This window comes from Mesorhizobium sp. M1A.T.Ca.IN.004.03.1.1 (assembly GCF_003997555.1).
Taxonomy (GTDB): domain Bacteria; phylum Pseudomonadota; class Alphaproteobacteria; order Rhizobiales; family Rhizobiaceae; genus Mesorhizobium.
Genome location: NZ_RZTV01000009.1, coordinates 62,981 through 86,065, shown reverse-complemented (window position 1 = coordinate 86,065; position 23,085 = coordinate 62,981). Strand labels below are relative to the sequence as shown.

The 23,085-nt window shown below is 60.1% G+C and carries 23 protein-coding genes and 1 pseudogene; 10 read left to right on the top strand and 14 right to left on the bottom strand.

Annotated elements, in window-relative coordinates; genetic code table 11:
- The first annotated feature begins 218 nt into the window (after nucleotides 1-218).
- Genes EOD29_RS24065 through EOD29_RS37220 form a run of 4 tightly spaced genes read left to right on the top strand, consistent with a single transcriptional unit; the run spans nucleotide 219 to nucleotide 5,499 of the window.
- The gene (locus tag EOD29_RS24065; protein WP_245475398.1) at nucleotides 219-1,235 is read left to right on the top strand and encodes a restriction endonuclease; all 1,017 of its coding nucleotides are present in this window, start codon (nucleotides 219-221) and stop codon (nucleotides 1,233-1,235) included.
- Nucleotides 1,219-1,998 carry a Hachiman antiphage defense system protein HamA gene (locus tag EOD29_RS24060; RefSeq protein WP_127248106.1) on the top strand — a complete coding sequence of 260 codons (780 nt, stop codon included), beginning with the start codon at nucleotides 1,219-1,221 and terminating at the stop codon, nucleotides 1,996-1,998. Before EOD29_RS24065 ends, EOD29_RS24060 begins: the two co-directional genes overlap by 17 nt.
- On the top strand, nucleotides 1,982-4,099 hold the full coding sequence (locus EOD29_RS37225; protein WP_245475397.1) for a DEAD/DEAH box helicase: 2,118 nt from the start codon (nucleotides 1,982-1,984) through the stop codon (nucleotides 4,097-4,099). Before EOD29_RS24060 ends, EOD29_RS37225 begins: the two co-directional genes overlap by 17 nt.
- On the top strand, nucleotides 4,015-5,499 hold the full coding sequence (locus EOD29_RS37220) for a hypothetical protein (RefSeq protein ID WP_245475396.1): 1,485 nt from the start codon (nucleotides 4,015-4,017) through the stop codon (nucleotides 5,497-5,499). The genes EOD29_RS37225 and EOD29_RS37220 overlap by 85 nt, the downstream gene beginning before the upstream one ends.
- Nucleotides 5,500-5,505: 6 nt before the next feature.
- Here the strand turns inward: EOD29_RS37220 and EOD29_RS24050 are convergent, their stop codons facing one another.
- Nucleotides 5,506-6,381, bottom strand: a complete 876-nt coding sequence (locus EOD29_RS24050; protein ID WP_127248105.1) for a hypothetical protein — start codon at nucleotides 6,379-6,381, stop codon at nucleotides 5,506-5,508.
- 472 nt (nucleotides 6,382-6,853) lie between these two features.
- On the opposite strand from EOD29_RS24050, the gene EOD29_RS24045 reads away from it, so the two are divergent.
- A complete protein-coding gene (locus EOD29_RS24045; RefSeq protein ID WP_127248104.1) occupies nucleotides 6,854-7,135 on the top strand; it encodes a DUF2285 domain-containing protein in 282 nt (93 codons plus the stop codon).
- A 30-nt stretch (nucleotides 7,136-7,165) separates the two neighbouring features.
- Here the strand turns inward: EOD29_RS24045 and EOD29_RS24040 are convergent.
- Nucleotides 7,166-7,921: pseudogene (locus EOD29_RS24040) on the bottom strand (IS5 family transposase).
- A 73-nt stretch (nucleotides 7,922-7,994) separates the two neighbouring features.
- A complete protein-coding gene (locus tag EOD29_RS24035; RefSeq protein ID WP_281059227.1) occupies nucleotides 7,995-9,797 on the bottom strand; it encodes a type IV secretory system conjugative DNA transfer family protein in 1,803 nt (600 codons plus the stop codon).
- On the opposite strand from EOD29_RS24035, the gene EOD29_RS37215 reads away from it, so the two are divergent.
- Complete coding sequence (locus tag EOD29_RS37215; RefSeq protein WP_245475394.1) at nucleotides 9,742-9,966, top strand: hypothetical protein; 225 nt, start codon at nucleotides 9,742-9,744, stop codon at nucleotides 9,964-9,966. The genes EOD29_RS24035 and EOD29_RS37215 overlap by 56 nt on opposite strands.
- Nucleotides 9,967-10,196: 230 nt before the next feature.
- Here the strand turns inward: EOD29_RS37215 and virB11 are convergent, their stop codons facing one another.
- The 5 genes from virB11 to EOD29_RS24010 all read right to left on the bottom strand — a co-directional run bounded on the left by virB11 (nucleotide 10,197) and on the right by EOD29_RS24010 (nucleotide 15,350).
- Nucleotides 10,197-11,171, bottom strand: a complete 975-nt coding sequence (gene virB11 / locus EOD29_RS24030) for a P-type DNA transfer ATPase VirB11 (RefSeq protein ID WP_245475413.1) — start codon at nucleotides 11,169-11,171, stop codon at nucleotides 10,197-10,199.
- A gap of 74 nt (nucleotides 11,172-11,245) precedes the next feature.
- Complete coding sequence (gene virB10 / locus EOD29_RS24025) at nucleotides 11,246-12,691, bottom strand: type IV secretion system protein VirB10 (protein ID WP_127248102.1); 1,446 nt, start codon at nucleotides 12,689-12,691, stop codon at nucleotides 11,246-11,248.
- Nucleotides 12,691-13,500 (bottom strand): TrbG/VirB9 family P-type conjugative transfer protein, encoded by an 810-nt coding sequence (locus EOD29_RS24020; RefSeq protein ID WP_164763820.1) that lies wholly within the window; start codon nucleotides 13,498-13,500, stop codon nucleotides 12,691-12,693. Before EOD29_RS24020 ends, virB10 begins: the two co-directional genes overlap by 1 nt.
- Complete coding sequence (locus tag EOD29_RS24015; RefSeq protein ID WP_245475393.1) at nucleotides 13,497-14,186, bottom strand: VirB8/TrbF family protein; 690 nt, start codon at nucleotides 14,184-14,186, stop codon at nucleotides 13,497-13,499. The genes EOD29_RS24020 and EOD29_RS24015 overlap by 4 nt, the downstream gene beginning before the upstream one ends.
- Before the next feature lie 126 nt (nucleotides 14,187-14,312).
- A complete protein-coding gene (locus EOD29_RS24010) occupies nucleotides 14,313-15,350 on the bottom strand; it encodes a type IV secretion system protein (protein ID WP_127248099.1) in 1,038 nt (345 codons plus the stop codon).
- Here EOD29_RS24010 and EOD29_RS24005 point away from each other — a divergent pair.
- On the top strand, nucleotides 15,328-15,621 hold the full coding sequence (locus EOD29_RS24005) for a hypothetical protein (protein ID WP_127248098.1): 294 nt from the start codon (nucleotides 15,328-15,330) through the stop codon (nucleotides 15,619-15,621). The two genes, EOD29_RS24010 and EOD29_RS24005, sit on opposite strands and share 23 nt — an antisense overlap.
- Here EOD29_RS24005 and EOD29_RS24000 read toward each other — a convergent pair.
- The 6 genes from EOD29_RS24000 to EOD29_RS23975 are packed head-to-tail and all read right to left on the bottom strand — an operon-like array spanning nucleotide 15,613 to nucleotide 21,235.
- Nucleotides 15,613-16,350 carry a type IV secretion system protein gene (locus tag EOD29_RS24000; RefSeq protein WP_127248097.1) on the bottom strand — a complete coding sequence of 246 codons (738 nt, stop codon included), beginning with the start codon at nucleotides 16,348-16,350 and terminating at the stop codon, nucleotides 15,613-15,615. The two genes, EOD29_RS24005 and EOD29_RS24000, sit on opposite strands and share 9 nt — an antisense overlap.
- An 18-nt stretch (nucleotides 16,351-16,368) precedes the next feature.
- Nucleotides 16,369-17,544, bottom strand: coding sequence for a transglycosylase SLT domain-containing protein (locus EOD29_RS23995; protein WP_164763819.1), 1,176 nt, complete (start codon nucleotides 17,542-17,544; stop codon nucleotides 16,369-16,371).
- Nucleotides 17,528-19,939 (bottom strand): VirB4 family type IV secretion system protein, encoded by a 2,412-nt coding sequence (locus tag EOD29_RS23990; RefSeq protein WP_127248095.1) that lies wholly within the window; start codon nucleotides 19,937-19,939, stop codon nucleotides 17,528-17,530. The genes EOD29_RS23995 and EOD29_RS23990 overlap by 17 nt, the downstream gene beginning before the upstream one ends.
- Nucleotides 19,936-20,238: a VirB3 family type IV secretion system protein gene (locus EOD29_RS23985; RefSeq protein ID WP_029350972.1), complete on the bottom strand. Its 303-nt coding sequence runs from the start codon at nucleotides 20,236-20,238 to the stop codon at nucleotides 19,936-19,938. Before EOD29_RS23985 ends, EOD29_RS23990 begins: the two co-directional genes overlap by 4 nt.
- Before the next feature lie 3 nt (nucleotides 20,239-20,241).
- On the bottom strand, nucleotides 20,242-20,544 hold the full coding sequence (locus EOD29_RS36030; RefSeq protein ID WP_164763818.1) for a TrbC/VirB2 family protein: 303 nt from the start codon (nucleotides 20,542-20,544) through the stop codon (nucleotides 20,242-20,244).
- Complete coding sequence (locus tag EOD29_RS23975) at nucleotides 20,531-21,235, bottom strand: lytic transglycosylase domain-containing protein (RefSeq protein WP_127248093.1); 705 nt, start codon at nucleotides 21,233-21,235, stop codon at nucleotides 20,531-20,533. Before EOD29_RS23975 ends, EOD29_RS36030 begins: the two co-directional genes overlap by 14 nt.
- A 247-nt stretch (nucleotides 21,236-21,482) precedes the next feature.
- On the opposite strand from EOD29_RS23975, the gene EOD29_RS23970 reads away from it, so the two are divergent.
- From EOD29_RS23970 to EOD29_RS23960, 3 genes are read left to right on the top strand one after another with little or no spacing between them, the layout of a single operon-like run.
- Entirely contained in the window at nucleotides 21,483-22,094 is a 612-nt protein-coding gene (locus EOD29_RS23970; RefSeq protein ID WP_127248092.1) for a hypothetical protein, read from the top strand.
- The gene (locus EOD29_RS23965) at nucleotides 22,075-22,635 is read left to right on the top strand and encodes a thermonuclease family protein (RefSeq protein ID WP_127248091.1); all 561 of its coding nucleotides are present in this window, start codon (nucleotides 22,075-22,077) and stop codon (nucleotides 22,633-22,635) included. Before EOD29_RS23970 ends, EOD29_RS23965 begins: the two co-directional genes overlap by 20 nt.
- Nucleotides 22,632-22,844, top strand: a complete 213-nt coding sequence (locus tag EOD29_RS23960; protein ID WP_127248090.1) for a hypothetical protein — start codon at nucleotides 22,632-22,634, stop codon at nucleotides 22,842-22,844. Before EOD29_RS23965 ends, EOD29_RS23960 begins: the two co-directional genes overlap by 4 nt.
- Nucleotides 22,845-23,085 lie beyond the last annotated feature (241 nt).

Sequence of the window (23,085 nt, the reverse complement as noted above, 5' to 3'; positions counted from 1 at the left end):
TTGGCCAGCTTTGCGCGATGCCGCCGTTCCACTCAATGGGAATAGGCAGAGATGGTTGCCGGGCCGATTCGATAGTTATTTCGAGAGGCGAAGCGCAAGGCAATCGTCCTTCGATCAGGCCAGGAACGTTACGATACATCGCCACATGCAAGGTTTGCAGCTCATACCGGACGCAGCGCGCGTCAAGAATCTACGAGTCGACTATGGTGTGACGGCCCATGTCTTCGATGACGATCCACCTTCTTTTCGACGATATGCTTGCGAAAATCGGGAATTTCCGCGAAGGCATTAATGTATATGGTCCCGTTCTTTGGGGAGCGAAGTCTATTAGCTCGATTCGGTCCATCGATCTGCGTCTCGTAGATGACCTCGTCGACTTCGTCCGAGGGCCTGGCTTTGTGCTGGACTTCTCCGACGCCAGCTTCTCGGACTTTTTCGCCTCCGAGCTCAAGGTCAGCATCGACGATCCGAAATATGCGGTGAATGGAGGTTCAAAGGGCAAACGCCTGCGTTACTTCCTGCAAAGCTGCGACGACGCCACTGCGGTCCGTACCCTCACGGCACTCTGGGAGCACCGCTCGGAATATCTCGCCCGTACTGGCAGCAAGGATCCTGTCGTCAATGCCGAGACCCGCCACCAAAGGCTGATCAACCGGCTCTCGGGTAGCGCCGCTCCGCAACCAGCAGCACGCAGCGCAACTGCCAGCGCAGTGGACCGGCAGAAGATCGCGAAGATCAAATCGGACCTCTTGCAGGTCACGTCTCTCGGCCCGCAGGCGCGCGGCTATGCGTTCGAGGGCTTTCTCAAGGACCTGTTCGATGCATTCGGCCTGGCCGCCCAAGATCCTTTCCGCCTCCGAGGCGAACAGATCGACGGCAGCTTCCTGCTTGGAAGCGACATTTACTTGCTCGAGGCCAAGTGGCACGGCCAGCCCATCGGCGTCGCCGAGCTTCACACCTTCCATGGCAAGATTGAGCAAAAGGCTGCCTGGACTCGAGGCCTGTTCGCAGCAACAGCGGATTCACCTATGACGGCCTTGTCGCCTTTGGGCGCGGCAAGCGGGTCATCTGCATGGACGGTCTCGACCTCTACGAGATGCTGGACCGAGAGATTCCGCTCACCGAAGTTCTCGAACGTAAGGTTCGCCGAGCCGCCGAGACCGGTGCCGCCTTCGTTCGCGTCCGCGATCTCTTTCCTCACTGACCGGGAGCAAGAGCGTGGCGCAGTTCAATGATTGGTGTCTTTCCGTCGACGAGCCGGTTGGAAACCACTTCCGCAGGGTGATGACCGGGCAGACCGCGAGCCTCGTGACGGGGATTCAGGCGACGGCGGCCATCGTGCCGGGGCATTATGCATCAGAGGAGCAGGTGGCGCGCGCGCTCGCACGTCTTGGCAAGCCGGCCGCGGCAGCGCTGATAGAGGGCAAGCTCCCGACCACCAAGGCGATCCGCTCCGGCGATCTCGGCGAGATCTACGCAACGGAGTGGATCGACGCCCACAGCGGCGGATACCGCGCGCCGATCAAGCGCTTGCGCTGGAAGGATCATCGCAACATGGCGATGCGGGGTGAGGACGTAATCGGCATCCTTCAAGATGCCGCCACCGAGCGCTTGCATTTTCTGAAGACCGAGGCGAAGAGCCGCGTGGCGCTGACAGCTCAGGTCCTTACCGACGCTCGGGCGGGCTTGGACAAGGATGGCGGGCTGCCTTCCGCTCATGCACTGTCCTTCATCTCGGCACGCCTGCTAGAGCTGGACAATCTGCCGCTCGCCGACGCGATCGATGATGCGCTGCTCAAGCACGGCATTCCCCTGCAGAACGTCAAGCATCTGCTTTTCACATTTTCTGGCAATGCGCCGGACGCCCTGCTAACCGCCTCTCTTCAGGCCTACCCGGGACCCATCAATCAATGGGGTATCGGCCTGCGAGTGGAGGGCCACGCCGCCTTCATCGGTGCGGTCTATGATCGAGTGATCGCCGATGCCAACAACGCCTGAAGCAATCGCGGCTGACATTACAGAAGCGGCGACCGCCGGCTTTCGCGGCCGTCTCATCGCACGCGGCCAGGCGCGAGCGATCATCTGGCGGGACGGCGCGCTTCCGCCGGACGCGCCGGCCTTTGCGCCCCAACTCAGCTACGACTTGCATTCCTACGGCTACGCCCTTCTCGGGCTTGGCCTTCGCCTTCGTGAGGTTGGCGGCGACGCTGCACCGGCGCGCACCGCCTTCGAACAGGCTGCCACCGCCCTTGAGGCGGTGATCGCCAAAGGCGACCGCCTGGAGGCCGATCGCGACTTCCATTTCGTCATGGCGGCTGCAAGCTATCATCTCGCGCATCTCTCCGCCCGCGCCTACTCGCTGCTCGCGATCGTCGAAGCCGACGAGAATTTCTCGCCGGTCGAACGCATCCTTGCCCAGTTGATGCGGCGGAACTTCAGCGATCTGCGCGCCGGCGTCCTTGACTATCGGGTTTCGGGCGAAGGAAGCGACGCGCGGATCGCCGCCGCCATCCAGGCCAACCTCGATCAGGTCGAGGGCGCGGCCAGCCCGCTTGACGGCGGCAGCGAGTTCCTCTTCGAAGGCCTCGACACGGCGCTAACTGATGCGTTCATGACGTCCATGTCTTTATTCCTCCTCGCGCTGGAACGCGGCGAGCGACCGCTGCTCGACCAGGCGCTGGAGCGGCTACGCGTGAGCCTTTCCATTTGCAGCGAGATGAACATGCTGCCGCAGTGGTGGGCAAATCGCATCGCGCTCCACCTCTTGTCGGATCTCTGGTCGAGCACCTTCCACGAAAAGGTGCCACTCCAGCCCGCCGGCGGCGAAGCGGCCGACTGGCCTCGACTCCGTGAACTGTTCATCGCCCTGCTGCAACGGCGCCCGAAGGCCGAGGTCGACCTGTGGCCGTCACAGATCGAGGCGGCGACCCGTGCGGTTGACCAGTCCGACGACCTGGTGGTCTCACTTCCGACAAGCGCGGGCAAGACACGGATCGCCGAGCTGTGCATCCTGCGCTGCCTGGCTGGCGGTAAGCGCGTGGTCTTCATAACGCCGCTTCGCGCGCTGTCGGCGCAGACGGAGACAATCCTGCAGAGGACCTTTGGTCCACTCGGCAAGACAATCTCGGCCCTCTACGGCAGCATAGGGGTAAGCGGCTTCGATGAAGACGCGATCCGGGAACGCGACATCGTCGTCGCAACGCCGGAGAAGCTCGACTTCGCGCTACGCAACGATCCCTCCCTTCTTGATGATGTTGGCCTGCTCGTCTTCGACGAAGGCCACATGATCGGACTCAATGAGCGCGAGGTCCGCTACGAGGTGCAGATTCAGCGACTGCTTCGGCGCCCAGATGCGCACACACGGCGGATCGTGTGCCTGTCGGCCATACTGCCCGACGGCGACCAGCTCGACGACTTCGCCGGATGGCTGCGGCGAGATCATCCGGGTGGCCTCATCAAGCACGACTGGCGGCCGACCCGGCTGCGCTTCGGTGAGGTCGTATGGACATCGCCCACCGCGCGGTTGAACCTGCGCGTCGGCGAGGAGCGGCCTTGGGTCCAGCGGTTCCTCACGGGAGCGGCGCCGCCGAACTGGGTGCCGCCTAAGCGTCGTAGAACCCGGCTATTCCCCGACGATCAGCGCGAGCTCTGCTTGGCGACAGCCTGGCGGTTGATCGAAGATGGGCAGACTGTCCTCATCTTCTGTCCCGAGCGACGCAGCGTGGAACCGTTCGCAGACGTGATAGTCGATCTCCGTCAGCGCGACGCTCTGAGCTCCTTGCTCGAAGCCGATCCTGCGGTCCTCAACACCGCGATCGCGCTGGGCGAAGAATGGCTCGGCCCGAACAGCGCCATCCTCAAATGCCTCCGCCTTGGCGTGGCATTGCACCACGGGGCACTACCAACTGCGTATCGTAAGGAGGTTGAGCGGCTGCTACGCGATAACGTATCAAGGTCACGATCTCATCGCCAACTCTGGCGCAGGGTCTCAACCTCTCGGCGACGGCGGTGGTCATGCACTCCCTCCACCGATTCGGCGAACGAATCGAGATTTCAGAGTTCAAAAACGTTATCGGGCGAGCCGGACGGGCCTATGTAGACGTCGAGGGCATCGTGCTCTTTCCGATGTTCGACAAGATCGCGAAGAAGCGTCGCAATTGGGAGGCCCTGATCAACGATCTTGGCGCGCGCAATATGGAGAGTGGACTCGTTCAGCTGATCGCAGCTTTGCTGTCGCGCATGCGCGCTCGAATCGGTGGCGACCTCAATCAGCTCGTCGAATATGTCGTTAACAATGCCGCCGCCTGGACCTTTCCTGAGATCGGAAATGAAAAGCCCGAGGACCGCGAGCGTGCGCTCGCCGATTGGGAGCGACATGTCGCGACGCTCGACACGGCCATCCTCAGCCTCATTGGCGAAAATGATATCCCTGACGAGGGCATCGAGGCCGCGCTGGACGACATCCTACAGTCCTCCCTATGGCACCGTCGCTTGCTCCGTCAGAACGAGCAGGTACAGCAAGTTCTGAAGGCGGGCCTTGCGTCCCGCAGCCGCCTTATCTGGAGCCAGTCGACGGCAGCGCGCCGCCGGGGCTATTTCCTGGCCGGGGTCGGGCTGACGACGGGGCATGCGCTGGACGCCGTCGCGGCAGATGCGAACCTTCTGCTCATTCAGGCCAACGGCGGGATCCTCGAGGGCGATGCCGAGGCGGCAATTGCGGCGATCACGGGCTTGGCGGAGCGCGTCTTCGCGTTCTATCCCTTCACCCCTGATCCCATGCCGGCGAATTGGCGCGATATCCTGCGCGCTTGGCTCCTCGGCCAGCCTCTTGCTGCCATCGCCGCCGGTCAGGAGTCGGAGACGCTGCGGTTCATCGAGGGAGGCCTAGTCTATCGTCTTCCATGGGCCATGGAGGCGATCCGCGTCCGTGCGGCCGCGAACGGCGATACGGTTGGCGTTTTTGATCTCGCACTCGAAGACCATGAGCTCGGCCTTGCCGTTCCCGCCGTCGAGACCGGAACGTTGAATCAATCTGCCGCCATCTTGATCCAGGCGGGCTTCAACTCAAGGCTCGCGGCTATCAAGGCCGTCACCGACACTGGCGCCGCCTTCCAGACGGCTCAGGAGCTTCGGCAATGGCTCAACTCGGAAGCCGTCGCGGCGTGGAGCGCCCAGGCAGACTGGCTGACGGCCGAGACGAAGGCGATGTGGACGGAATTCACGCAAAGCTTCACCCCACCGGAAAACCGCACCTGGGCCGACCGTCGATACTGGGCGAACGTGTCATGGCTTGGCGTGCCGCCGCCGCCGGGAACGCCTGTCCAGCTTCACCATTGGGGCGATCAGCCACGGGTGCTCTCGGCCGATGGTGCGCTGCTTGGCACGGTACAGGCCGCGCTCAATCCAGCGCGAGCGGGATTGGTGCTCGCCCAGGTGGCTCAGGACGTCAACAGGATCGATATCACCTACCTTGGGCCGGCCGACCTGTCCGCTGCATGATGCGGTTTAGGTGGCGTCAGCGGATCGCGTGCTGATCGCCTGCTCGATGCTCTCGACGAATTCCTTGATCAGATCGGCCGTCTCCTGAACAAACGCCTTCGTGAAGACTCTGAGCTCGTCGCCGTTCTTGTCGAAGCCGTTCCGATGAACGCAGTCATGACGGAGCATTATGGCCTTGAACAAGCTGGACTTGTCCGTCGCGAGGCTCAGTATCCGAATACCAAACGAAATGTTGTAAAGGACGTCGACCTTCGCGAGATTGTGGTACAGGATCGACCGCAGGTGTTCCCGGACCCTGCGCTCGACCAACCCCGGGTCCTTCGCGATCTCGGCGAGCGTGAACTTCTCCTTCGTTAGATCATCATCCTGATCGATCAGGCGTTGCATGGCGGCAACATCTGCCATGACGTGGTTTATCAGCGTGTCGCCCAGATATGCCTCCAACGCCGTGACCTGATGCGAAAACACCATCCGGTTGAGGAGGTGGCCGCCGTTTTCTTTCCCATGATCTGCGAGCAGGTCACCAGTATGGTGATAGGAGCTCATGAAGATCGTGTACGGATTTTCAGGGGGTATGTAATCGAGCCATTCGTCAGGCTCGGGTTCACCATGCTCGAGGCCGTAGTCGAAATCCTCGATTATCTCATGCGGTCCTGCATTCGTCGCATGATAGTTCTCGATACCGACCGGATACTCCCACAGGCCCCAGGTCAGCTCCCCTAGCTCCGGGTGATCGATAACGGCTTCGTAGTGGATCTCCGATCCCATCTGGCGCTCGTCGCCACCGACTGCATCCCAATCAAGCTCATCGCTTTCGATCTCGTAGATTTCGCCGGTCGCACTGTGCCTGATCCGAGCGATTCCGTTGCAGTAGGTTTCCATTAATTCCCCTCAGGTTCTCTAGCCACCTTATCAATAGGGTGCTTCAGTAAGTTCCTCCAAGTTCTCCTTAGCATCCCACTGAATCCGGTTCGCTCGCTGCAAAGTCGATGAACGCCTTCTCTGGCGATTCAGAGTGCGGCGCTCGTGTGGTTTCGAACGGCCGGACCGACTACTGGTATAGGCGTTAGTATGTTCTAGGTCGGCTTAAGGACTGACTCAAAGCGCCCTTCACCGAAATGACCGCTTCTGGCGCTCCTTGCTCGTTCAGATGGACGGGACGAACCGTACTTCCAACCCCTTCTGCGACCTTCCCGCGGGATGATCGCTTGGGTCGCCAGGTCTCATTTCGCGCTACACTCCACTTGTGAATTTGACAAACGGACCGATGATGTACCAAGGCGAATGCGCCATAGGCAGGTGCGCGATCGCTGGCATAGCGGGGCGGTCGCGACGACGATAAGGAGCAGTCGCTATGCCGAAAAAACCGCCGCTTGATCCTGATGTTGCGGACGAGGCACCCAAATCCCCGATTCTCACGGGCTATGACGAAGAACACTTTGTGACCTATCTGCGTTTGCTTGACGCAGCGGCGGAGGATGCCGATTGGCGCGAAGTGGCGCGTGTCGTACTGCATATAGAACCTGACCGCGAACCGGACCGGGCACACAGAGCTTGGGAAACCCATCTGGCGCGGGCGCGCTGGATGACGACGACCGGATATCGGTATCTTTTTCAAGGCGGCGCGCCGCACTGACTTTTGCAGGGTCTTGACTAGGGTCCGGACTCAATTGAGCCACCAGGTTATGGCTGCGGCGAGAAGAATGCCAGCAAGGAAGTTCCTTGCGAGTTTGTCGTAGCGGGTTGCGATGCGGCGGAAGTCCTTGAGCCTGGCAAACATCCGCTCGATGAGATTGCGCTGGCGGTAAGCCTCGCGGTCGTAAGGGAGCAGCGGCTTTCGTCTTGCGATAGAGGGGATGACCGCTTCGATCCTTTGCTCGGCGAGAAAGCTGCGAAGGCGATTGGTGTCGTAAGCTTTGTCGGCAAGCAGCCGCCCGACCTGTCCAGCGGCGCTTAAGAGTTCTTCTGCCATCATAACGTCGTGCAGATTGCCCGGCGCGATCATCAGGATGCGCGGTCGACCGGCGGCGTCAACGCATGGATTTTGGTCGTGCGGCCCCCGCGCGATCGCCCGATGGCCTCTTCGAAGGCCCCCCTTTTCCGCCGGCCGCCGACCGGTGCGCTTTCACATGCGAGGCGTCGATCGCCGCCGTCCCGATCACACCTGTTCTGCCAGTGAGCGCCTTGAACATCGCCAGCCAGATGCCCTGCCGGCTCCAGCGATTGAAGCGATTGTAGACCGTCGTGTAAGGTCCGTATTCCAGAGGACAGTCGCGCCAGCGGGCGCCCGAACGCAGCATATGCATGATGCCGCTGATGACCGCCTGTCATCGACCCGATGCGCCCCGCGCCGACCGCGCGGCAACAGCGGCTCGATCCGCGCCCAATCCTCATCGCTTAGCCAGTAGAGTTGCTTCCGCATCAAGGCCTCCGATCAAATCAGAACCCTTGAATCACAACTCCATCCCATCGGGAATCCTAATTGAGTACGGACCCTAATCAACGCCCTGCAAGGCCGTCTCGAGATCGCGCAAGCCGGCGTCTGCTTCCGATTTATTGGCCGCCTTCGCGGCGACCTTCGCCACCCGGCTGATTGCCTCCGCTATCTTTGCCTGTGCTTCTGTCGATACTGCGCCGTTTCGCCCGGCGGCGCGCGTAATCGCTGCCAGGTCGGGCTTGTTCCGAGGGAAGGGTGGCCGGCTGGTCGATGGTTTGGGGTTAGCTGCAATGTAGGTCGTCACGGTGACCGGGCGCGTTGGTGGGGGAAGGCGCCGGCCGGCCTTGGCCGCGAAAACAGCACCGCGCGGCCGCGTTAATGCCGGCGCCGTTTCGTTCGCGCGCGCAAACCGCGGCGGAACCAACATATCGCCAAAACCAGCGCTTGGTTGTGGTGCTGCTTTCCGGCCGGCATCCGGCTCCGTGTCCACCTTGGCGGCCGCCGCCTTGAAGGCCGGAATCGGCATCCAGGCACGTTTCGACAGCTCAGCGTCGGCAAAATAAAAATTGCGCGTGCCGAAAACCGCATGCGAGCCGCGAGGAAGGATGATGCATTTGTTGCGGCTCATGGTGCGGATCTCGTCGGGGCGCATCAAGGGCCGACGGACCTCCTTAACATGTACGGTGCGCGCGTGATGCATGTCGAACATCGTCGCTTGGGTCTTGCTGACATCCTTCTGGACTTCGGTGCGCTCGCCCAGCGTGTCGGAAATGTATTTCAGGTCTTCGGCGTCTTGCGCGCCGAAAAACACCTGGACCCGCGCGGAGTTGACCAGCGTCTTTCGGCCTTCCTCGCGATAGATGGTGTCCACCGACTTGAGCGACTGGACAAAGAACCAGATCGGCACGCCATAGCCGCCGAGGATGGTGGCCGCCTCCATGACGTTTTCGAGCTTCCCGAGGTTCTGAAACTCGTCGAGCAGAATGAGTACGCGATGCTCACCCTGCCCAGGCACTTCTTTCGCCATATAGTTCATCAGCTGCGAAATCAGGACGTTGAACAGTGGCCCGATCGAGCGGATCTGCTCGATGCGGAAGTCGAGATAGAGCGAGACCTTCTCCCGCTTGAGATTGCGGATGTCGAACGTGCTCTTGTCGGTTGCACGCAAAAGCCGCTCGTTCATGAACGGGTTTAGTCCGGTTCTCACGCTGCCAAACAGGCCGGAAAACTGTTTGTCCGACATGTCGGCGTAGCTGGCGAGCATCTGCAGAGTGTAGTCGGAAATTTCCCTCGCTTCCTCGTCGCGGAGTGCCTGAATCCATTCCAGGAACGGCCGGTCGGCGCCATTCATGATGCGAAGCGCCTGGCGCAGCGTTCGCTGGCTGTCCTCGAGGCGGGGCGTCTCCATGACGTAGGAGATCACCCCGGCAAAGAGTATGCGACCGTCGTCGACCCAATAGGTTTCGCCTGTCGTAGGGCGCGGAAAGAGCGCGGCGGCGATGTTGCGGATGTCGATGTCGCGCTGGTCGGTGTCGAGGCTAATGAAATCGAGCGGATTATAACATTCCGTCTCACCTTTTTCGTCGGCAGGCGAAAACCGAATGACCTTGGAAAAGGTCGAGCGATAACCCGCTGTCGCCTGATACGTCTCGCCGCGCATGTCCAGCAGGACAAGCGAATCCGGCCAGAGCAGGGCATTCGGGATGATCAGCGCGGCGCCTTTGCCCGATCGCGGCGGCCCGACCACGAAACCGCCGACATCGTCGCCATTGACCCATAGTTTTTTGCCGCCTAGGAGCTTCGGCTTGGTCAAGTGCCTCTTGTTAGAACCGCGCTGGGTGAACGCCCCGATGACATTCACGAGGCTGCCGCCGGCGCGGCCGATGAAGACGCCGCCGCGTTTCGTCAAGCCGGCCCGGTTTACCTCGGCCAAGCTAAGAAACTTGGCGTCATTCGATGCCTTTCGCGTCATCAGCACGGTCATGACAGCCAGCACCATCATGCCAATGAGCGCCAGGCCGGCCGCATAAAGCGCCTGCTGATAGTAACCGAGAACGGCAACATCGGCGTAGGCGCGGCGCAGCGTGGCAAAGGGATCCCGGTCGAGATCCTGGATCAGGGCGAAGGAGTCCGTCTCGTACCAATGGACGCCGGCATAGGCGATGGCGAAAAAAACAACGCCCACGGCCACGACCATGAGCGTCACGACCAGTCCCTTGATGACCTGCACCATCACGCCCTCATTTCTCGCCTTCTCAGATCAGCCGAGGCGTTCGGCCTTTGTGAATTTAACCTCGCTCACGACGCGCCGGCCGGCATCCCGGCGCGAGAGCTGGACCACGATCGGGATCACCTCTTTCAGGTAGTCCATGATCTCGTCGCGCGAGAGTTTGACGCCGCTCTGCATGACCATAAGCGCCAGGCGCTCGTAGGCGGCGCGTGCCGAATTGGCATGCACTGTAGTCAACGATCCGGGGTGTCCCGTGTTGATCGCCTGCAGAAAGGAAAAAGCTTCCGCGCCGCGCAATTCGCCGAGCAGCAGCCGGTCCGGTCGCATTCGTAACGATGCCTCGAGGAGGCCTTGCGCATCGACCTTCGCCAGGCCTTGGTCGCCTTTGGAGGAGAGCAGGGCGACCGTATTCGGCGTGACGGGCTTCAGCTCGCGCGTATCCTCGATCGTGATGATCCGTTCGCTCGAAGGAATAAGCTTTAGCAAGGCGTTCAAGAAGGTCGTCTTGCCGGTCGACGTGCCGCCCGAAACAACGATCGACACGCGGTTCTTGACCGCATGCTCGAGAAACGTCATCGGATCGGAGCCGCCGATCAGCTCAACCAGCTCCGTTTCCTCTTCCGACAAGCCAAGCTCATTTCCCATTCGCGTTTCTTCGAAGGCGCCGCGCTTGGCGTAGTCGTCGACGGTCATATCCATGATGACCTGCTTTCGGATCGAAATCGCGCCGCCGTCCGGTGCAGCCGGCGGCAGCACGAATTGAATGCGCTCGCCGCTGGGGAGCGCTGCCGACAGGATCGGCTTTTCCTCATTCACTAGTTGATTGGTCGAGCTGGCGACAAGTGTCGCAAGGTTGCGAATCCATTTCTCGGTCAGCCTGGTGTCAACGATCCGCTCCATTTCTTTGGCGCCAAGCCGCTCGACAAAGATTTCGCCTGGCCTGTTGACGGAAAGCTCGGACACATCGTCCTGCCGTAGCAGTTCGTGAAGCGGTTCCAATTCCATTTCCAAAATCGGGAACTTGGCATACGGGCCCGACGACGTGGCCGGCGAAGCGGCGGCCGGGTGTTTGATCATGTTCATTTTGTCACCGGGGGTGCTGCCGGAAACCAGTTGTCCTTCGGCGTCATGTTGAGGGGAACAGGGTCGATCGCGACACGCGGTCTGCCGCCGCGCTTGAGCCTCGCCAGCTCTTCCTGGACCGGATCGGCGTAGAGTTCCGAAAAATCGAGATCGCGCCGCACGAAAACGATCACCGACGTCCCTTGGTCGACATAGATCGTCGGCGGGATGTTGCGCGAATCCTCGAAAGCCTCCTTGGCAAGTTCGGTCATCGTGCTTGCGGAGCGTTCGATAGCGATCTGACGAGCTTCCTCTTCCGTCCTCTCCGGATCGATCGTGATCGTTGTCACTTCGCCAGTGACAGGATCGACACGGGTAATGGTCTCCTGGCGCCGGCCGCCGCTCGGGTCAGCGAGCGCCGAAAGGTATTCCGCCGCACCGCCAACGATCGACAGCACGATCGCCGAGCCGAAGCGCTCCAGCCAGTGATGATCGACACGACCTGCCATGCCACCACGGCCAAGGCTGTCAGCGCCAGGCGAACCGATGTTGACCGACACGCCGTCGGACCGGATCATCCGGTTCCAGACGATAAAGACGCGCGTTTGGCCGCGAGCAATGCCGGACTTGTATTCGCCGGTCAGCCGAGATCCCTTCGGGATCAACACGCGGCGGCCGTCAAGGGAATACACATCCTCGCGAACAACCGCACGGACCATGCCGGGCAGGTCCGTGTTGATGGCCGTTTCAAGAAACCCGCGGATCATGGTGCCCTCTGCAATCAGGGCATCCGTGCGGTAGTTCTTCGTCGCTGTCGCCTTGGCGTTCCGACTACTTTCGGCCTGGGCGAGGAATGCCTTGTTGGGGTCCAGGTCTGCCCCAGGGACAGGACTGAGCTGTCCGTCGCCGGCGATGGCCGCGGCCGCGTCGCCTGTCGGGGCGTCCTGTTCCCCGTCGGTGACGATCTGGTTCGAGCGCAGCCGCTCCCACAGCTCCTTTTCGTCCTGCTCCTTGCGCTTGCGTTCTTCCTCCACCAATCGCGCTTCCTCCTCCCGCCGACGGGCCTCTTCCTCGGCACGTCGGCGTGCCTCCGCCTCGCGCATTTGCTGTTCGAGCAAGCGGCGCTGCTCCTCGAGATCGACGCCAGGTGCGACCGTCTGGTCGACATCGGTCGACTGTTGCGGCGGCGGAGTCGGAGGAGGCGGAATGACAATCTGGTCTTGCGGGGGCAATGCCGTCGCCGGCGTCGCCGGCTCGCGCGGCTGAAAAGTCGAGGTCTCGAAGGCCTCGTCCTCGTTCGATGTCGCGTTCCGGTCGGACGGCCCGCTCGGCCAATTGATATACAACAGGCCACCGGCCAGAAGCAGCCCGATTCCGGCTATGCCGAGTTTCGTGCCCAAACCTGCATTTCGCCGGGCGACCGGGCTACCACCGTCGAGCTCATGATAGTCTATGTTCGACATCAGCGGCTCCTCTGTTCGAGCTGTCTGCGCTTGCTCTTCCTGTCGAGTTTTGCCGGGCCATAAATGTCTCCAATCGGGTCCGGCATGCGCTGCGATGTGGATTGACTGTTGTACAGGCACAACGTCTTGTCGCCGGCCCGCAGCGTGAATTGCCCCGCAACCTTGTCGACGATCATGTATTCGCCTTCGGTGCGCAGGTTCACCAGAGATTCACGGCCTTTGGCTTCGACAACAAAGATCGCCGGCACGTCGCCCGTGAATTGCAGGAACATTTTCGTTCCGTCATCGAACACGACGCGCGGTTTGAGCGAGTCATCACCGCGATAGGCATAGTCGTAGTTCAGCATCGACGGGTCGATGTTCTTCAGCGATGGATTGCGGGCGCTTTCTTCGGCTTGGGCGAGGAGCCGCGCGTTCACGTCCTCGTCGGGGTATTTGAACCGAACATGAAACGACGCCCGCAAGGACGGTTCGCGCGAGCCGACCAGGAGCAGGGAATAGACCCGCTTGTTGGTGACGATGTTGACGTTGGTTTCGGCCTTTTCGACCAGCGGCTTGACGAAAAGGATGCCCGAGCCCTTTTTCGGCACGATCGACCATCCGATCGTGTCGCCGGCCGATATCGTTTCGATAACTTCCGTCGGGCTCAGCTGTATCATCGTCGAGACGCCGATCGCCGCTTGGACCGTCACGACATTGTCGTTGTTGAAGGTGACGTAGCGAATCCGGCTGTCGCGCGAGAGCGCCGGGACCGACAACGCCAGGCAAAGGGCGGCCGACAGCGCCACCGTTTTCAGGCGCCGCCTCACTGTACCGTCCTGTCGGCCGGCGCGGCGTCGGGCAACGATTCCTGGTCACGCCGGTATTCCGTGACCTGGAAGCCTAATGGATTGTCGAACCGATACTCATTTTTGAGCGGCGTGCTGGTGTAGCGGAACTTGATTACCGCCACCCAGTGCTCACGCCGCGTTGTGTTCTGCCGCTTTTCCTCGGTCGAAAGGCGGACCGTGGCTGTCGTGCGATTCAGGAACGAAACCGATTTCACTGTTACGGCGATGGTCGTGTCCATCCCGTAGCGCTTGTCTCTGGAATTCGGATTTGATGGCGTAAATTCCCGCACAAGATCGTCGGCAGCTGCTCCGGTCGAATAGAGCTGGGCCAGATCGAAATTCGATTTGATCATGCGCGGGTCATAGGTCTCGCGCGCCCTGATGTAGCGCACGATGTTCGCCGCCGTGACCGCTTCATCCTGGGACAGGTCCCCCGGTTTCAGGGCTCGTGCAATCTCGAGGTGGCCAGTCGTTTTGTCGACGGCGACCATATAGGGTTCGTATTGCTTGAGCGGAAAAAGCAGGACGAGCGCCACCAGTGAGAGAAGCGCCATGACGCCGAAGACCCCGGTCAGCAGCCAAGCGAATGTTCGCGACCGCCGTAAACGGCGATGGGTGTCGTCTTCCCACGATCTGCCTTGCTGGTAATAACGCTGGTCGACCAAGCCAGTTTCAGTCGGTTCGTTTGACACTTTAATTTAGCCTTGCTTTCAAACTCGCTTCTCGCCGCCATCAGATCGCAAGCGATTGATGACGAATTCGGCGCTTTCTCTGCCGTCTACCCGTGAACCCTATAGCGAGGACGCGTTTTTGGCCGTCTCGCGCTGAATACTCGCCTTCCCCACATCAGCCGCAGATCGGGGACGACCTTCGGCTGATCTCCTAAGAAGCGAACTGCCAGCTCGCGTCGTGGTCCGCGTAACTGCGTTGTCCACTGTTCCCCTTGCCGCCCGCCGAATGCCGTGAATGGCACCGGCGGTGCCTATCGGTCCGCTCCCGGTCAAAATGCCGGCGATGATGGGTATTTGTAACAGAACGTAGAACCCGACCAGCGTGACCAGCAGGAGTGGCATTACGTGAGAAAGCTTGCCGGTTATGTCGGTACCGGGGCCGCCCTCCATGGCGGAAACCGAGAGCTGAACCATGTAATAGTAGAAACCCAGGAAGCCGTAGATCAGCAACTGCTGCACGACCAAGTTCGCAGTGACGGAGAAAAAGCCTTCGGTGAATTTGAAGGAATAATTGAAGAGGGCCATGATGACCCACACCGGCCCAAGAGCCAGGATGATGAAAAGAAGGACCTTTGCAGCGATGATCGCTGCTACGGCGACGCCGATGAATAGCAGCGTAAAAATGATGATGATGATCGCCAGAAGGGCGCCGAAGAAGTCGGTCAACACTGACGTGTAGAGTTCGGGCACCACCCGCAACGTCGCTTCGTAGAGGGCGTCGAACATTGCCGGCACAGCATCGACCGACGAGACTTGAGTGCCAGTCGTCGACGAAATCGTTTGGACGATGCGGTTGGCCAGAACTTCCGGGATCGACTGGACGAGCGTATAGATCGTCTCGGAGAACGGAGCCCAGTTCGTGACCATCCAGTAGATGAACATCGCGCGGCCGAGACGCCACGCGGCCTCCAGCGGCGAGGCCGTCGAGCGGCCGAAAATCTGCATGTAACCCCAAATGACCACATAGAGGACCAGCATCGCGAAGAACAGGTTTTCGCTATAAAGGCCGATGCGCTTGTACAGGACCTCTACAAAGCGAGCCCCGGCCTGATCGACACCGCTCAGAAGGTCGCTGATGATGGTCGAAACGGGGTTCATGCCTTATTCCGACACCACCTTGTCGAATGCCGAGTTTGCCGGCTTCAACTCGCCGCACGCGTCATTGGCCGCGTACGAGGAAATCGGGCCGCAAGGCGCCTTGAGCTCACGGCCCGGTCTCGCGCAGGCAGTTGCCAGCGCGACGATCATCAGCGCCAAAAACACCCGAGAATTCATGAGCTTTTCTCCGCCGTCAGAGTCACGATCGCCGGCACCGTTCCCCGGATCGATGCCGGCGATCTCCGCCCGCGTAGCAAACGATTTACTGTGAACCACCGGCATCCTTGAACGGATTAACGTCTTTGAATTGCAGCAGCTTTTGTACCTGAGATTGTTGCGTCAGCCGGAACTTCAGGTCTTCGTTGAGGGCCGATACCGCGCCGTTCTGGACGCCGATCAGCTCGTTGATCGAGCGCGCGGTTTCCAGCTGCATGCGTGTGTTTTCGTCCACCGAACCCTTGACGTTCTCCGCCTGACCGATTTGGCCGGTCGCCGACTGCAATGACTGTTCCCGGGTCGTCACGCCTTGCGAAGCTTGCTGCGTCAGTGCGGCCAGCAGCGCCGAGGCGTTGACGCCGCCGCTGTAAAGGCTGTTCACGGCGCCTGGGTCCTCACCCTGGATGACGGCTTTCAGCTGTTTGACCAGCTGCAGGCCGTTGATCACCGCGCCAGCGATCTGTTGCGCCTGACCACCAAGCCCGCCAAAGGAGAGTGTCCCGCCGTTGAGAACCGATCCAAATGATGGCGCGGAAGCGATCGACATTCCCCCGCCGAGCCCCTGTTGACCGATGCCGAGTGATCCGTTTCGCGTCCCGGAAAGTGCCTGCAGGATCTCCTGCGACTTCTCAAGGATGTCCTCGTTGCTCTTCATGATTGAGCTGGTGTTTTCGGCGTTTTCTCGCGCGACATCTAGATTGGCGCCGTCGATAACCGCGATTTGCGCATTGCCGAGCGCAGTAGACGCGACCAGGAATAGCGATGCTGCAACAGTCCGTTTCATAACGGGGCTCCTTTCACTCTATTGCGCGTTGCGTTGCATGATTTCCAAAGCACCCGCCGCCGCGTTGGCATTGGGAACCAGTGTGCTCTCTTCCGCGCCGCCCGATCCTGTGACTCGTTTGGCGCATCCGGGCCACAAATGCTCCGGCACCTCCAGCCTGCCCAGGATGACGGGATCGCATGAGAACGGGTTTTCCGTGCCCTCACTGGTACCGTATTTTGACACCTGAGAGAGCTTGGTGTTGCGCTGCAGAAGACGGCCATTCAGCAGCTCGTTCACCGCTGCAGAACCCTGGATTAGCTGGTTGAGCAGGTCAGCATTCAAACTGCGCGCCGTGGAGTTTTCGTCCCAGGCATCCATGTATTCCTCCTTCGTCCCGACACCCGCCGCCAGCGTGTCGATGAGGCTGGAATACTGCGATCGCTGCGCACCGCTTGTTTCGAGCCCCGCAGCCGTCTTGTTGACGGCACTGACACCGCCAGTCTGTGCGGCACCGGCAGCGGCGGTGCCGCTAACCTGGATGCTAAAGGGCGGCGGGGCGGCAGCCGGCGCTTTACCGGACCCCGCATACTCATTGAAGTATCCATGCCAGCGCCCGACGCCAGCCGACCAATTGGCCTGTTCGGCCGCCGTCGAACCGTTGTAGTAAGAGGCGAGGCATGCGTAATTCGTGCCGCCGCATTTCTTGACCGCCTGGCTCAGCAGCTTCACCCCGCCCTCGACATTCTGTTCGTTGATATCGCGATCGAAGCCGAGGCCGCGGCCCGTCCTCTTGGTGAGCTGCATCGCGCCTTTCACGCCAGTATGGCTGCCGGCGCAGGTGTCGAAGCGCGCTTCCTGGTAGGACACAGACAGCGCCAATCCTTCCGAAATGCCATACTTGTTTGCGTAGTGCCGGATGAGCGACACATTGCCCGCATCACGCGCGAGCGCCTGTTGTGGCGAGCGCCGGAACATCTCGTTCCGGTATTTGTTCGAATAGGTGCAGACGACGGCCTTGCGCTGTCCAGTTTCAGACTTCTTGTCCTCATTGGAACTGTCGTTCTGGAACTCATCTTTTTTCCGCTCGACGAGGTTGGGATCGTCTTCAACAGCGATTTGTGCCAGACCAATGCTCGGGGCGATGAGCATCGGCGCCGTCACGACCGTTGCGAACAATGTGACCGACCGGCCGGCTTTAGGCTGCCTGCTCATCCGCTTCCGTCTCCCATCCACAAAAATAGGGGAGCCACGCCGTCGGCTCTTCGCCATAGCGCTTGCGCAGCTCCTCACACTCACGAACGGTTTTTTCGTTGCCCGACAGGACCTTCACCAGGTCCGGCATCGTCGAAAGGTCGAGTTTGGCGACGATCGAATCCGACGCATGCTTCACAAGAAACGCGCGGCTTTCCTTTGCCGTCTCCCTGACAAACCGAAACTCCTTGGACGTTAAGGTGAACCGTCTGCGGTAGGATTCCTGATCGGCCTTCGGGTTTGGAAAGAAAATGTTGGTGGAGGTTTGCTCAATCAGCGTGTTCGAGATTGCCGACCTTGCTACATCGTCCGCGGATTGGGTGCCGAAGCCGACCACGCCGTTGCGCTTGCGGATCGTCTTCAACAGGTCCTTGATGAACTCGACGAAAACGTCGTCATCCAGGAGCTTCCAGCCTTCATCGAGGAATACCAGGAACGGATCGCCGTTTATCTCCTGGTCGATGCGGAAGAACATATAGAGCAGTGCCGCCGTGCGGATTTTCGGCTCGTTCAGGATTTTGGTCATGTCGAAGCCGATCACCGCCGACGAGAAGTCGAGTTGGTCGGTCGCATTGTTGAAGAGCCAGCCTCTGCTCTTCGTGTCGAGCCACGGCTCGAGCCGTTGTGTCAGGTCGTTCATCCCCGGTTGCAAACGACCGCGCAGGACCTCCGGCAGCATCGAAAAGACGCGCCGCTCTTTCGGAATCCTGAAAATCTGGTCGACCGCATCGCCGATCACGCGGATCTCGGCGGGCTCCAATGTGCCGTTGTCAGGCTTCAGCAGATACTGGAGCAACGTATCGACGAATGACCGGTTTTCCGGCGTGTCATCCAGCTGCAGGGGCGCGAACCCGGTTTGAACACCGGGCTGCAGAACTTCATAGCGGCCGCCGAGCGCTCGCACGAAGATTTCCGCGCCGCGATCCTTGTCAAAATATACGCAGCGCGGCCGGGGCTCGACCCTCATGCTTTGAGCCAGCAGGAAGGACATCGCCACGGTCTTGCCCCAGCCGGTCGGCCCAAAAACCGTGAAATTTCCCACGTCGTCGACATGGAAATTGAAATAGTAGGCCGTTTGGCTTGTCGTCTCGAGCAGGGCGATTGGACGTTTCCAATGCAGCCGGTCCTTCTGGCCGGACGGGAAATTGTGCCCCGAAAACAGTCCCGCGAAATTCATCGACGAAATCATTGCCTTGCGCGCGATGTAGCTGAAATTCCCCGGCAGTTGCGCCCAAAAAGCAGGCTCCATGTTCAGGCGCTCTCGTACCGGAATGATCGCCAGACGCGACATTTCCGACTGCACGTCGGAAATTGCCTTGTTGAGCTCCGGAACTGACCGAGCGACCACGCAAACGGTCAGATGATGGTCGCCGAACACGACTTCGCCTTGCGCCAGCTTGTCCATGCCGTCGTGAACGGATTGCTCGACTGAGGTGCCCCCTTCATCAGAGCCGACAACCTGTCGACCGATCTTGCGGATTTGGCCCATAGCGGCAACGCGGTCCTCCAGCGCGAAGGATTGCGTGATGATGATTTCATGAGGCAGGCGAAGAAGCCCGTCGAGGCCGCCCGGCGTTGTGTAGGGGGGATACTCCTTCATAGAGATCATCGCGGCCAATTTCGAACTAGAGGGCTCTGCCCCCTTGATCTCGATCGCCTCGCGCCCGAACAGCAGTTGCCGAGTCGGGATAGCCTCGGCCAAGCTCATTCGGGGAAGCGGAACCTCCACCTCATCGGCGCCGGCGAGGATCTTGGCTAGAAATTCCGCAGGTTCCGAAAAAACGCTGCCGTTGCGCTCGACCACCCCAAGCTTGCGTGCCCCATAGGCGCTGAAATCCTGCACGATGCTGTCGGTCACATCGTGCAGTTCCTTGAGTGCTTCGGCGCGGGTTTCCTCGCCGGCCGATTGCAAACGAAACTGATCAAAAATCTTGTCCACCCAGCCGATCTTGCCGACCATCGGCCGGCGTATGACCGTCATATAAACTTCGTTGACGAACAGGTTTTTGGAGGACAGCGCCTCCATGTAGCGCGCGTCCAGCTCCGCGACAAACGGGTTGTCGAAGCTACCTTCGATCTCCGGCGTGATGTGACGACGGATGATCGTCGCATAGACGGCAAAGCGCGACGACGAGAGATTGCGGAATGTGGTGTTGCGGTTCAGGACACGGGCGTTGAGCTCTGACTGGTCCATCGTCTGGAACGGCAGACCGCCCATGCGGATGATGCAAGCCAGAAACCCCGCCTTGGTCACCAATGCATTATCATCCACATGACGCAAAAAAGGGACGTGTTCACTCACGCCCTGCTCTTTTTTGCGCTGCTTGCCGTATTTCAGATCAGCGTTGATTCTCACGGAGAATAACTCCTGGCTCCCCAAAACGAGGTGTTTCCCATCGCCCGCTTGGTCAGAAAAAGGCGCTCGAAAATATGAAACATGTGAATGTCGCGTTGACACAGATAGGCCGACACCCCGTGGCCAATCACGGCCACGAGGGGCGGAAGCAGAATGTTGCTGGTGGCGATGAAAAACACGACGCCGATCAAACCGTTCAGCCAAAAAATCTCGTAACGCACCCCCAACACCATCAAAGGGCGCGTTAAGGCGAGGCTCACAGGCTCGGCCGTCGGCAGGTCGTCTTCGTTGTCGTTCATGTCTTAGCTCGAGGCGGTCTCACGGATTGCGTCGACCAGTGTCGAGGCGCCAAACACGAAAGCGATGCCGACGACGATCGAGAACGCCAGCGGCCAGGCCAGTCGGCCGGTCATTGCCATAAACCCGAGGAAACAGACCGCGATGATGGCAATAGAGCGCGCTATGTTGCCCTGCAGGACGCCGACCAGCCAATCGAAGACACCCTCGATCGGCGCCGCGTCTTGAGCAAAGGCGGCGACCGGCTGCAAAATTGTGCCGATTGCAACGGCAGCCGTGAACTGCAGCGTGAATTTACTCCACTTCAATAACATGTCCGTCCTTCCACGCATTTTCGAGTTTCCCTTCTCCATTGACCTCAGACACGTTCGCCGGCTGCGACGAGCCGACCATGGCTGACAGCTTCCAGCGGTTGAGAACCTTGATGATGTAGCCGGCTGTCTCCGGAAACTCCGGAATGCCCTGGCTCTGACGAACGTTTGCAGGCCCAGCATTGTATGCGGCGAGCATCAATAGTGGGTCGCCGAACTCACCGTAAAGCTGCTTCAGATATTTGATGCCGCCGCGAACGTTCGCCTCGACATCACACCTGTCACGAACGCCAAGATCGCCCGCCGTTCCCGGCATCAGCTGCATGATCCCCACGGCGCCTGCTGACGATTGTTTGCGCGCCGCGCCATGCCGGCTTTCCACCCAAGCCACCGCATCGGCCAGGTCAGCATCGACACCTTCCTCTGCCGCCACCGCGCGCACGAGGTCGCTTACGGCCTTGCTGTCGACTGCCGGACACTCGGTTGCCGCTGGCGACTGCGTCTCAGGCGACTGATGATTCAACGTCACGGTGTACGCGGCAGGTTTCTCGTTCCGAAACGCCGCTGCCATGCGGGCTGCTACATTTACCGGTTGCAGAGCGTGCCGAGGGACGGCATCCTGCGCATGGCCCTGTGTTGCTAGCGCAACCCCCGCTGCAAGAATTCCGACGAACGAAACTCTGGCCATTGCGTCGCTCCTGTTATTACTTTAACTTACGTCATAACCGCGGCAATCCCGCTCGTCAACAAGCGACTACAACCATGGCTTTCTTTCTCGTCGGTAATTCGCCCCTTTTGCTGCTGACCATAGCGCGGGCGACCTCAGCGCGTCCAAGCCGCCCGTGTTGCGCCTTCGGCGCTGCCCGCGCCAGCCGCTTGACGCTTTCGGTCAGCCGCGCACAAATGCAGCCAAAACGGAGAATACCGTCATGAAATTGATCGTTCCCGCTTTGATTGCCGCCGCTGCATCGATGAGCGCGGCATCCGCCCAGGACGAGCCGTCACCATTCGCCGAACCGAGTGTTGAATATCTCAGCCAGTTCGCCGAACCTCACAAGAAGGTCTTCGTTCTTGAACGCTACGATGCATCCGGCAAGCTCTTCGCTCGCGACGTCGACGAAATCTCTCCTCCCGTCGAAATCATTGACGCGACGCATCGCAAGATCAACGGCGTCGAATATGTCTTGCGCGGCCTCACGTCCTGCCCATCCAAGAAGGTCATCTACAATCGGGTGCAGACGTGGGATTGCAAGGACGCCGCGAAAGATGACGCCGGCACGATCTACAACAAGCGCGCCAGCGTGATCCTTTGCAAGACGCTGGTCCTGCAAACGACGCCCGGAACGCCCGATCCTGTGTCCTGCTTCGCCCGTGTTGGCGAAGGGTCGAGCAACGATCCGTACGTCGTCGCCAACGACGACGACTCCATGGTCTTCCAGGGCTTTGCTCAGATCGCCGTTGACAAGAAGGGCAAGCCGCTTCGCCCCGACCTCCTCGAGTCGGCCGTCATAGGAAAGGAAATGGGCCTTGGCGATACAAGCCAGTGACATTCTTTTGGCGGCGACGACAATCGCCGCAACCTTGCTTCCGGCCTATGGCCAGCAGGTGGCATCGAGCTTCGCCGTTCCTAAGAATATCGCGTTGCAGTCCGGCGACACCTGGGAGTCCGATGGTCAGGTATACCGCCTGTATGGCGTCCAGTCCTGTATACGCGGCATCATAGCTACCGACGCTGCCGGTAACAAACACGACTGCGGAAGTCTTTCGCTGGCCCAGCTCGGAGGCTTGTTTCAGACGGCGGCAGTGACTTGCCAACCGATCGGGCGAGCGCGGGACGACGCGATTTTCGCAGTTTGCGCCGCCGAGATCGAGGGTTCGACGATCGACGTTGGCACAGCCATGATTTCTTCGGGCTTCGCCTTTGCAGCAACCTATGCCGATGGCAATGCCGTCAACATGGGCTATGTTGTTGCGGAACTGACGGCAAAAGGCGCGGGTGAGGGCTTGTGGGCCTATAAATTCCCACATCCCGTCCAGGCGCTTCTGCAGACCTCGCAGCCCACGGTTACGAAAGGAGCTGGCCAGTGACCATGCCAGATTCTCACTACAATCGCCCTATGACAATCGTGCATGCGGAGGGGCTGGAAGCGCAAAAGCAAGCTGAACGCGATCTCGCCGATCTCCACAGCGGTAACGGTTGGGCTGTAGCCGCCATCATTTTCCTTCTGGCGCTCACATGGCTTTGTAATCAATTTCCTGTTCTAGGAGATTTGCTCCTTAGTCTTTGGTATTCATGAACAGCATCGCATCCTCTGCCATCGCTCTCGTGATAGGTATCGCCATAGGAGTTGGCGGGACCTATGCACTAACATCGCCGGCGCCTGGAAACTCCCAATTGGAAATTCCCACTGAGGAAGAAGCTCGCGCGTCGCTTCAAGCCGCGAAGCCCAATGATTGGCCGAATCTGCAATTGTCGTTGGGGCAATGCGACAAAGACACCCTGGGACCCGGTGTACGATGCGCCGTTGACGTCACTTA